This window comes from Parapedobacter deserti, assembly GCF_042646065.1.
Taxonomy (GTDB): domain Bacteria; phylum Bacteroidota; class Bacteroidia; order Sphingobacteriales; family Sphingobacteriaceae; genus Parapedobacter; species Parapedobacter deserti.
This window is the reverse complement of record NZ_JBHRTA010000059.1, coordinates 60749-71446: the sequence shown is the minus strand read 5'-3', so window position 1 is coordinate 71446 and position 10698 is coordinate 60749. Positions and strand designations below refer to the sequence as shown.

At 52.7% G+C, this 10698-nt stretch carries 6 protein-coding genes; 5 read left to right on the top strand and 1 reads right to left on the bottom strand.

Translation table 11 applies throughout. From position 1 onward, the window contains the following. Window positions 1–573 precede the first annotated feature (573 nt). Window positions 574–1248 (top strand): DUF6266 family protein, encoded by a 675-nt coding sequence (locus ACFOET_RS18915; RefSeq protein ID WP_379025601.1) that lies wholly within the window; start codon window positions 574–576, stop codon window positions 1246–1248. A 137-nt stretch (window positions 1249–1385) separates the two neighbouring features. Further along, a complete protein-coding gene (locus ACFOET_RS18910; RefSeq protein WP_379025599.1) occupies window positions 1386–3224 on the top strand; it encodes a DUF4153 domain-containing protein in 1839 nt (612 codons plus the stop codon). Window positions 3225–3312: 88 nt separating this feature from the next. Here ACFOET_RS18910 and ACFOET_RS18905 read toward each other — a convergent pair whose 3' ends face one another. Beyond that, complete coding sequence (locus ACFOET_RS18905) at window positions 3313–3687, bottom strand: response regulator (protein WP_379025597.1); 375 nt, start codon at window positions 3685–3687, stop codon at window positions 3313–3315. 320 nt (window positions 3688–4007) lie between these two features. Here ACFOET_RS18905 and ACFOET_RS18900 point away from each other — a divergent pair, with 320 nt between their 5' ends. The 3 genes from ACFOET_RS18900 (at window position 4008) to ACFOET_RS18890 (ending at window position 10695) form a co-directional block, all read left to right on the top strand. Further along, entirely contained in the window at window positions 4008–6221 is a 2214-nt protein-coding gene (locus ACFOET_RS18900; RefSeq protein WP_379025595.1) for a glycoside hydrolase family 88 protein, read from the top strand. 49 nt (window positions 6222–6270) lie between these two features. Next, on the top strand, window positions 6271–7038 hold the full coding sequence (locus ACFOET_RS18895) for an SDR family oxidoreductase (protein WP_379025593.1): 768 nt from the start codon (window positions 6271–6273) through the stop codon (window positions 7036–7038). Between the two features lie 240 nt (window positions 7039–7278). Continuing rightward, window positions 7279–10695, top strand: coding sequence for a PAS domain S-box protein (locus tag ACFOET_RS18890; protein WP_379025591.1), 3417 nt, complete (start codon window positions 7279–7281; stop codon window positions 10693–10695). Window positions 10696–10698: the final 3 nt, after the last annotated feature.

Genomic DNA, 10698 nt, shown 5'->3' with positions numbered 1-10698 from the left:
GCTTTCATCTCCTCGTAATCGAATTCTTCTTGCTTTTCTTTCATTTTAAACTGTGACTAAGTTAACATTTTATAACTCTTGACACAGTTGATTTTACAGTCTCAATGCCGCCTTGCGGATTAGGCTTACCGGTTGGCTACCATTGGCTTAGTCTTCGCTTACTGCTGGCTTACCCTTCGCTTACCGCCGGGCTACCGCTTCCTTACCATTTCCTTACCATTTCCTTACCATTTCCTTACCTCTGGCTTACCATTCCTTTACCACTTCCTTACCATTTCCTTACCTCGGGTTTACCATTTCCTTACCAAAGAGGTAGGGAAAGGTAGCGGATGGGTAAACGAAGGGTAGGCGAGGCGTGTGGATGGTATAACGTTAGGCCATTTCCGGCCATTTCCGGCCATTTCCGGCCAGCCGCGGCCAATGCCGGCCACCAGGTTTTTTCCAACCTTTTCGCACCCGATGTTTGCTTCCGGAAACGGCACTGTACCGGTACGAAAACGGAGTAACGAACGCCAGCTGCCCCGCCGATTCCGGCAGTCGGCACAGTATTGAAATAGTTAATTAAAGAGTATTATGGGAAGATTTAACAGGGGAATCCACGGCGGATTCTCGGGAAAAGTAGGAAACGTGGTGGGCGCCCACTGGCGCGGCATCGATTACATGCGCAGCCTGCCACGGGTAAACAAGGGCAGGCCGGTCACCGAAGAGCAGCTGATACACCGCGTACGGTTTGCGGCAGCGGTGGCGTTTGCCAAACCGATCAGTTACGTATTCAACGTGGGCTACGGCAAGCTGGCCAAGCAGAAGCTCACGGGCTACAACCTGGCCGTCCGGCAGATCTATAACGAAGCCATCATCGGCGAGCACCCCGACGTGTCGGTAGACCCGGCGCTGGTGCGCATCAGCGCGGGCGACCTGGTACGGCCGCTCAACCCGGCGGCGGAGGCATTGCCGGGGCAGGTGCTGCGTGTGTCGTGGAGAGATAGCACGCAGGAGCGCAGAAACATGGATCACAGCGACCTGGCCATCGTGGTGGCGTACAGCCCCGTCAAAGCGGAATACCAGTACGACATCGGCAGTGCCAAGCGCCTCGATGAGGAGCTGCTGCTGGAGCTGCCGAACTATTTCGCCGGTGATGAGGTGCACGTGTACCTGGGGATGGTGAGCAAGACGGGCGGAATTGCCTGCAACAGCCTCTACCTTGGGACGGTAGCGGTAGCTACAGGGGAGCCCGAACCGGGCCCGTAAATCGAAGGCGGTAAGTACATTTTTGGGCGGGCGACCTACACGGAATCCCGCCCTTTTTATACTTTCCGAACCTGGATAGCAGGTAAACTATAAACACTATCTTTGATACCGAAAGTTTATTACAGAAGGTATTTTTTATGGCTAAATTAACGGTGGCGGTAAAGGACGTCGCAACGGTGCTTCACCGGTATTATGGACTGTTGCTGGTGGCTTTGGTGGCTACCGCGGCATTCATCGGCAATTCCTACACGAGGCTTGAATCGGACTTCCTGACGAAGCTGGGGCTTGTATGCCTGATGGGAATTTCCTTGATGTTTGCCCTGCACATGGCGCAGCAGCGGTACCGCTTTAAATGGCCATTGCCCGTCTCGGGCTTTTTGGTTTTGGCCCTATACATCCTGCTGTTGCCTCCAATGGATACACACCGCTATCAGCCGGCAACGGTTGTCGTGCTGGTCGTTTCGTCCATATGTTTCCATTTGCTGGTCGCCTTTATTCCGTTCTGGAAGCGCGGCGATAACCATGGTTTCTGGGATTATAATAAGAACGTATTTATCAATCTGGTGCAGACCGTTGTGTTTACGCTGGTGCTCTGGGGTGGCTTGGTACTGGCCGTAGTAGCGTTGGAAAAACTTTTCGGCTTCAATATCGTGAGCCACTTCTGGGAGCGATTGGCCTATACGATCCTGATACTGGGCAGTAGCTTCATTTTTGCGCTCTTCGCAAAAGATGGACTGGGTGGGCTGCGTGCAGCTGCCCCGTACCCGCCGGTGCTCCGTTTTTTTGTGCAATACGTGCTGGTGCCGCTCCTGATTAGCTATGTACTCATCCTATATAGCTACGGCGTCAAAATCGTGGTGGAATGGGACCTGCCCAAAGGTTGGGTCAGCTACCTCGTATTGGCTTATAGTTTTCTCGGTGTGCTTTCGCTGTTGCTGCTGGACCCGCTGTATGGCGCTGCAGACAAGATCTGGGTGCGATTTTTTTCGCGGAGCTTTTACATCACCTTGCTGCCGCTGTTGGTCTTGCTGTTCGTGGCTATCAGTGTGCGGATAGCGGACTATGGGGTTACGGAAAACCGCTATTTTGTGTTGGTGCTGGCCCTCTGGCTGTTGGCCATAACGGTGTACCGGCTATTGCGCCGGCAAAATGCGATAAAAGTGGTTCCGATCAGCTTGTTTGTTGCCGGTGCTTGCAGCCTCGCATTGCCTTTTGCCAACGTGTTCAGCGTGTCATTCAATAGCCAGCACAGTCGCTTCTACCGGCTGCTTTCCGAACAGGAGGTGCTCACACCGGGGGGCAAAATCGACTTTGGCCACCAAGTGAATCGCTCTGCCCTTAACGAGATCGGCAGCGTTTTTCATTACCTGCAATCACGCCGGCAGTACCGGGCTATCCGCGCGCTGACCCCCGATGATAAGGCGGAGAAGGTGGACAGCCTGTTGGCGGAACGCTACCTGAGCGAATCCGATTTTACCAGCTTGTTTACCCAGGTGGTGGAAGACGATGCCAACCGGTCGGTTTCTTATACGACGCTGACAGCGGGGCCGGGTGGGTACGACCGCGTGTTTGAAACCCAGGGGTATGATTTCATCCTGCCCATGGTATATATGGGGCCGGAATATGACCTGCGGGAGTACGTGCTTGGCGACGAGTCGTTAGTGCTGCAAATCGGTGAAGAGAAACCGGGTCATGGAACCAGACGCCAGATGGACAGTGTTTCCAATACGTTGTCCCTGCGCGTGGCGGGGATGGACACGGTTTTCCGTTATAACTGCACGGCGTTTATCGATTCGGTGTACGCACGGTACGCCGACACGCTGTTTACGGCGGATACCATCCCGGTGGGTGATCTGACCACGCATTTTCAGCTGGGGGGCTACCGCATAGCACTCCGGTTCAGCGAGTTGGGATTCAGCCGGAGCGATACGGGAACTGTAAACAAGGTAGCAACAGTGCTGATCGGACGCAGGTAAGCGGTGTACCCCGGAAAACGACGAAAGCGGATGCGTCCTCATGGATGCATCCGCTTTGTGTCGAATACGTGATGATGCCGAGCCTTTGTTATTTGGCGGTATCCGGGCCCAGGTAATACTCGTTCACTACATCAATTACATCGTAGATATCGAATGGCTTGCGGATGTACGTATCGGCACCGCACTGTTCGGCGATTTCATCGATGTTGCGGATAGCTGAAATAAGCACAACGGGTATGTGAGCGGTTTCCTCATTGGCTTTTAGCCGTTGGCAAAGATCACTTCCCCAGCCCCAGTTTAAATTCTCGTCCAATAAGATTAACCCAACCGCATGCTGTTTCAGCTTTTTGTCAAGGGTTTTGCCGCTGTCTTTAATAACATGATAGTCCTCGAACTGCATAAATTCGGCTACTACCTCCAGCATATCCCCGTCATCTTCAACGTAGAGAATTTGTTTCTTCATGTTTAGTACACCCATATATCACAAGCAAATTTAGCTTATTTAAGCGAATTATATTCTTTTTTATTGTTTATCAATTTTCGCAATTCTTCCCACGGGTAACCTATGGTCACCTAACATATGTAGTATGGCGTCACCTGGGCGGATAAATGCAAGTTCGTTAATTAGGACGGTTAATTCATTTTTTCAAACAATAGTGCATACCTGTCATACGGTGATGCAACGCAAGCATCAGAAACACCGCCTGTTGTCGATGGACCGGCATGTTGGAGTGATTTATGTAATACCGACCAACAAAGGATGTTTTAACGCTTCGACGACGCATGAAGGAACGAACCGACAGTATTTCTCCCTGGGCCGCCCACTTGGTGCAGCAGCTGGCAGGGCAAGCTGCTACATTGATCACTGAAAGACAATTGTCATCCTGGATTGTACGGCTCATCCGCACAGACGACGCATTGGTCGTATCCGTGGGTAAGGCTGGGAAAGGAGAACTGATTTTCCGGGTTGCATACACACCGGCGTCGGACCTAAAACTGGAAGAAAGCGGGCTGGATGGCGCTACCCTGCAGTATACGCTGCAATCGTCGTTGGGCCGCTATAATGTGTCCGTCCGAGTGGATACCGTCGAGGACACGCCGCTGCTGCACTATACGACGCGCTTCACGCCTCACCGGAATTTTTTTATCCCCTTTTGGCCGAAAGATGTGATATTGCTCGATTCGGAGGGTGGCATCGAGAACCTGGAAGCCTGTAGCCATGTAGAACAACGGGGGCTTCGCAGCGGGATGGTCTACCTGAGCATCACCAAGCCGGAGGTGGGAGCGATGCTGTACTTGCAGAACCTGACGTCGTTAAACAGCTATTGTGCAGACACCGGCACTTCGGTAGCCGATACGGTGACCGGCACGTGGCCTGAGTTTGGTTTCGCATTGCCGGCGGCTATCGACAAGCCCTTGCTGCGCGGCAGGGAATACATCATCGGTGATGCGCTCATCGCCTTCGCCGACCGGGCACCGGCAGATCAGTTTGAACAGGCAAAGCAGTTTATGGAACTGCTGGCGGCCGTCTACCTGTTGCTGCCCAAGCCGCCAACAATGTATCACGACTACCATGGCATTGCGGAAAAGGCGCTACAGGGGCTGGCTGACCACAAGGGCTGCTGGTCATATCATAAGGGCCACAGCTACCTCAATGCTTACGTATGCGATTACCAAACGCCGCCCGAAATCATGGTGCAGTTGGCGGTGTTGCTGCCATTGAAAGAATATGAGGAATGGATGGGAGGAAAATTACCCCTGATAGCGGAGCTGGAAGCGGGGCTACCCAGTTTCTATGATGAAAATATCGGCACGGTGCAACGGTGGCTGCCTGCCGCAGCGCACCAGCTCGACGGCAGCGAGGAGCACAAAGAGCCATTGATCATGGACTCGTGGTACCTGCACCATCCTTTGCTCAACCTTTCGCGCATGGCGCTACATGGCGATAAAGTGGCGAAGGATTTGTTCTTGAAGTCGCTGGAATATGCCATCAAAGTAGCCCGGCATTTTGATTATGAATGGCCGGTTTTCTATAAGATGGATACCCTTGAGGTGGTAAAAGCGGAAGCAAAGCCGGGCGCCGGCGGAGAAAAAGATGTGGCTGGCATCTATGCCCACGTGATGCTACAGGCATGGGACCTCACAAATGATGATAAGTACCTCGAAGAGGCCAAGCGTGCGGCGAAATCGCTCGTGTCGCAGGGGTTTGACCTGTTCTATCAAGCCAACAATACTGCGTTTGCGGCCGGGGCGATGATACGGCTGTGGAAAGCCACGCATGATGACATGTACCTCGACCTGGGCTATCTCTTGCTTGCCAATATCTTCAAAAATGTGGCGCTGTGGGACTGCCGCTATGGGTATGGAATGCATTTCCCCCTTTTCTTTGCCGTGTTCCCGTTGAATGACGCGCCTTATACCGCGGTTTATGAAGAGGTGGAAGTGTTTGCGGCGATGCATGAGTACCTGTCCCAGGCGGATGATACCCCATTGTCGCGCGCGTATGCATTGCTGCTCGCCGAGTTCATCCGTTATGCACTGCACCGTATGCTGTTTTATTATCCAACGGTATTGCCACGGGAGATGCTGGAGGATGAAGTTAAGACCGGCGAAATTGATAACCGGTTGTGGGTGCCGCTGGAAGATATCAACCCCGGCTGGGACAAGTCGGGTGCCGTGGGGCAGGAGGTGTATGGCGCCGGTTTCCCGTTCGCTGTCATTCCGAGGCATTACATGAAGGTTGCCGACGGTACCTGCCTGCTTTTTATCGATTATCCTACCACGGAAAAAGTTGTCGAGAACCGGCAGGTGAGGTTTAAGGTGCTTGGGGATGAACGGCTGCCGTGTAAACTTTTTATCCGCTCTTCATCAATGGAGCATGCCGCAAATATAACCGTCTCCGCAGCACGGCAGGGAGTCCTTGAGCCGAAAGGCGAAGGCCTTGACATGATATGTTATGAACTGCAGGGAGACCAGCATGTCCTCATCAGCTGGTAAGATGCAAAGGACTTAAAAATGATTTTTTAATAAATAAAAACTTAGTGTTATGGAAGCAGTGAAAGCAATTTATGAAGAAAAGCTGATTCAGCCGATAAGAGGCAAACGTATACTGATTACCGGTGGGACAACAGGTATCGGGCGTGCAATCGCTCACCTGCTGGCGCGTGAAAACCAGGTAATGGTCGTGGGGCGGCACCAGCCGGAGATGGACGATACGCTTAACGACTTCCAGCGGCAGTATCCCGGTGGGAGTGGGCACCTCGTCGGTGAGCTGTGCGACCTGGTAAACCCACAGGACATCGAACGGGTGTTCAGCCGGTTCGACGAGCAGTTCGGTCAGTTGGACGTGCTCATCAACAACGCGGGCCTCGCCTTCAACAGCGTCCTCGAGGGCAGCTACGACGACTGGGAATACCTTCTGAAAACAAACCTGCTGAGTTACCTGGCCTGCAGCCGGTACGCGATTGACCGCATGCGCAACAGCAGAGGCGGCCACATCGTCAATGTCGGCTCAATGAGTGCCGATGTCCGCGAAAAAGACAGCTCGGTGTATGTGGCGACCAAATCAGGCATCCAAGGGTTTTCTGAATCGCTGCGAAAAGAAGTAAATGATCTGGGTATCAAAGTGACTTTGATCGAACCGGGAGCTGTGGGTACCGACATGCAGCCGCGTGAAGGGCAAGAGGAGCAAATCGAAAACCTGGAGATGTTGAAAGCTGAAGATATCGCCGTGGCGGTATACTATTGCCTGTCCACCCCCAAACGGTGCGATATCGTGGAAATGCAGATACGCCCGCATCAGCAGCAGATATAAAACCGTCATTCCGTCACTCACAGATGGAATATTGCAACATGTTGTTGACCAGTAGTTTAGCAGCTATTTTGCTTTACTATGGCCAATTACATGTTGTTCATTTAAGTTCATATGTTGAAAAGCCAAGTCGTTATGCCTATAATTGTATAGGAAAACACCATGATTGAAAGCTGGTAGGCTGGAATAATCTGGGTACTTTTGCTTGCGCTGGGAAGGACTTCCTTGTAAACAATTTATCTAATGGGAAAAAACACGCGTAACAACGCGATTGACGAACAGCTTAAAATCACGGCGGACGCTGCGCCAGTATTGATGTGGGGCGCATCTGCCGATAAGCGGCGTTACGTATTCAATGCCAGTTGGTTTCATTTCACTGGCCGAAGCTTAGAACAGGAACAGGGAGACGGGTGGATGGATGGCGTGCATGCGGACGACCTCGAGCGTTGTGTAGCAATATTCTCTGCTGCTTTTGATGCGCAGGATGCGTTCAAGATCGAATACCGGTTGCGAAGGCATGATGGTGTTTACCGGTGGGTACTCGAAAACGGTGCGCCCCGCTACCTGGCCGACGGCACGTTTGCCGGTTATGTCGGTTCATGTACGGACATCCATGACTTGGTCAAGTCCACGTATGCAGCGACACTATCGGCCAGCATGGCACCGCCAACCACACAGGTCGACGAAGGGCTGGAAGACCTTGCCGCTCGCAACCAAGAGCTGGAAGCGAAGGTGCGTACACGTACCGAAGCGCTCGCGGAAAGCGAGCAGCTTTTGTACGCCATGAACGAAGAATTGACGGCCGCCAACGAGGAGCTTGCAGCAACCAATGAAGAGCTGATAGCGACCAACGAGGAGTTGCGGACGGCCAATGAAGACCTCGCGGAAAGCGAGTTCAAAACGCGCAGTATCATCGCAAATGCACCCTTTCCGATCGCGGTTTATAGCGGACGCGAAATGCGTATCGTAGAGGCAAACCAGGCAATTATAAATGTTTGGGGAAAGGGCGACGACATTATAGGAAAGCGGTACGCCGAAGTGTTGCCCGAACTCAGCGGGCAGAACGTCTACGAAAAGCTCGATGCGGTGTTTACCACTGGTATGCCGTTTCACACCCGCAATCAACGCGTTGATCTGGACATCGCCGGCGTGCGGAAGACGTTTTACTTCAACTATAGTTTCACACCGTTGAAGGATCGCTCGGGAAAAGTATACGGCGTAATGAATACCGCGGCCGACGTGACCGACGTGGTGCTGGCCAAGCAGCAGGTCGAGCATAGCCAGCGGATGCTTTATAACCTCATACTTCAGGCTCCGGTAGCCATGTGCTTTATGAGGGGGCCGGAACACGTCGTGGAAGTGGCCAATACCATGATGTTCGAGCTCTGGGGAAAACCGGAGGCAGACGTGCTGCAGCGGCCGATCTTCGATGGACTGCCCGATGCCAGGGGGCAGGGATTGGAACAACGCCTCGACCACGTGTACCGTACGGGCGAGACCTTCAGGGCTAATGAACAACCCGTCATGTTGTTTCGAAACGGGAGAATTGAAACCGTTTACCAAAATTTTGTATATCAGGCATACCGGGATAATCATGGAGAAATCGTCGGCGTGATTGCCATCACAAACGATGTTTCAGCTCAGGTGATCGCCAAAATTGAGACACAAAAGGCGTTTGATCAGTTGCGCCTTTCGAAAGAAGCCGCACAGCTCGGTATGTTTGACCTGGACATCGCAAGCGGAAGATTGGAATTGGACGAACGTTGCAGGGAGATGTTCGGCGTCGACCATGACGGCCCGCTTTCGTACGAAGATGACTTTGTTCGTGGCTTGCACCCCGATGACCGCGGGCGCGTTCTTGCTGCACTCAATGATGCGATGGATAAACCAAAGACGGACGGAAACTTTGACGTTGAGTACCGGACCGTGGGCTTGGAAGACTCGCAAATGCACTGGATAAGGGCCAAGGGAAATGTATACTTCGATCCACAGGGCAACCCGGTGCGGCTCATCGGGTCGGTAATTGATATCACCGAGCAGAAACTCAACGAGTTTAGGCTGAAGGAGAGTATCGAACGCAAAGCACGGCTGGCAGCCATCGTCGAAACCTCGGATGATGCGATCGTCAGTAAAACACTGCAGGGCATAATTACCAGCTGGAATAAATCAGCGGAACGCATGTTGGGCTATACTGCCGAGGAGGCAATCGGCAAGCATATTTCGCTGATTATCCCCCCTTCGCGTCTACAGGAAGAAGACTACATCATCGGCGAGATCAAAGCGGGCAAGAGGGTCGATCACTTCGACACGATCCGGTTGACCAAAGACGGACGGGAAATACCATTGTCCATTACGGTATCGCCCCTTATCGACGACGATGGCCGCATCATCGGCGCCTCAAAGATTGCGCGTGACATCAGCGCCCAGGTGGCCGCCCGGGAAGCGGCCCGCCGGTATACCGAGCGGCTCGAAATTGTTAATTCAATGGTCGAAAGCATCTCGGAAGATTTGGACTTAAATAAGATATTGCAGAAAGTAACCGACGGGACAACCGCATTGGTAGGCGCAAAATTTGGTGCGTTTTTTTATATCAAAAGGGACGAGAAGGGAAAATCCATTGTGCTTCATGCCCTATCCGGCGCTTCGAAAGAAATCTTTGAAGCGCTGGGTATGCCCCGCGATACCGCGGTGCTTCACCCGACGTTTGCGGGCGAGGGTGCGATACGGGTCGACGACATCACGAAGGATGCCCGCTATGGCAACAATCCTCCGCATTATGGAATGCCCAGCGGCCATCTGCCGGTGGTCAGCTACCTGGCCGTGCCGGTGTCGTCCCGCTCTGGAGAGGTAATCGGCGGATTGTTTTTAGGCCACCCGGAGGCTGGGAAGTTTACCGCTGATCACGAGCAGATTGTCACTGCCATTGCTACCCAGGCGGCCATCGGATTGGACAACGCCAAGCTGTATGCAGAGGTCACGGCGCTGAGTGATAAAAAAGACGAGTTTATCGGGTTGGCCAGCCATGAGCTCAAGACCCCCCTCACCAGTGCTTATGCATATATGCAGATCTTGGCCCGGCGGCCTGCAGGCCCCAAAAGCGGGTTGTACATCGAAAAGGCGCTGCGCCAGATGAAAAAGCTTGCCACCTTGGTCAATGACTTATTGGATATCTCAAAAATCGAAGCGGGAAAGCTTCAACTGAATATAACGGAATTCGACCTGAAGAAGCTTACGGTGGAAACGATAGAGCTGATCGCAGACACCTACAGTGAGTACCGGATTATTTTTGAAACCGCAGTTGATGCATGTGTGTTGAACAGCGATGCCCAACGCGTCGAGCAGGTGCTCGTCAACCTGCTTACCAATGCCATCAAATATTCGCCGGATTCGTACGAAGTGAAGGTGACCCTCGATTGTACGGATGAAGAAGTGAAGGTGGGCGTTCAGGATTTCGGGCGGGGAATTGCCGCTGAAGAACTTCCTCGTGTGTTTACCAAGTTTTACCGCATTACCGATGGTGGACCGAACGTTTCCGGTTTGGGTATCGGCTTATATTTGTCTGCTGAAATCATCAACAGGCTCAATGGCCGGTTATGGGCTGAGAGCAAACTGGACGAGGGAAGTACATTCTGGTTTACACTTCCGCTAACGTCTAATTGACAT

Excerpts from the sequence above, each read along its gene's own strand:
- ACFOET_RS18915 (WP_379025601.1), top strand. The coding sequence starts at position 574 with ATGGGAAGATTTAACAGGGGAATCCACGGCGGATTCTCGGGAAAAGTA.
- ACFOET_RS18910 (WP_379025599.1), top strand. The coding sequence starts at position 1,386 with ATGGCTAAATTAACGGTGGCGGTAAAGGACGTCGCAACGGTGCTTCAC.
- ACFOET_RS18905 (WP_379025597.1), bottom strand. The coding sequence starts at position 3,687 with ATGAAGAAACAAATTCTCTACGTTGAAGATGACGGGGATATGCTGGAG.
- ACFOET_RS18900 (WP_379025595.1), top strand. The coding sequence starts at position 4,008 with ATGAAGGAACGAACCGACAGTATTTCTCCCTGGGCCGCCCACTTGGTG.
- ACFOET_RS18895 (WP_379025593.1), top strand. The coding sequence starts at position 6,271 with ATGGAAGCAGTGAAAGCAATTTATGAAGAAAAGCTGATTCAGCCGATA.
- ACFOET_RS18890 (WP_379025591.1), top strand. The coding sequence starts at position 7,279 with ATGGGAAAAAACACGCGTAACAACGCGATTGACGAACAGCTTAAAATC.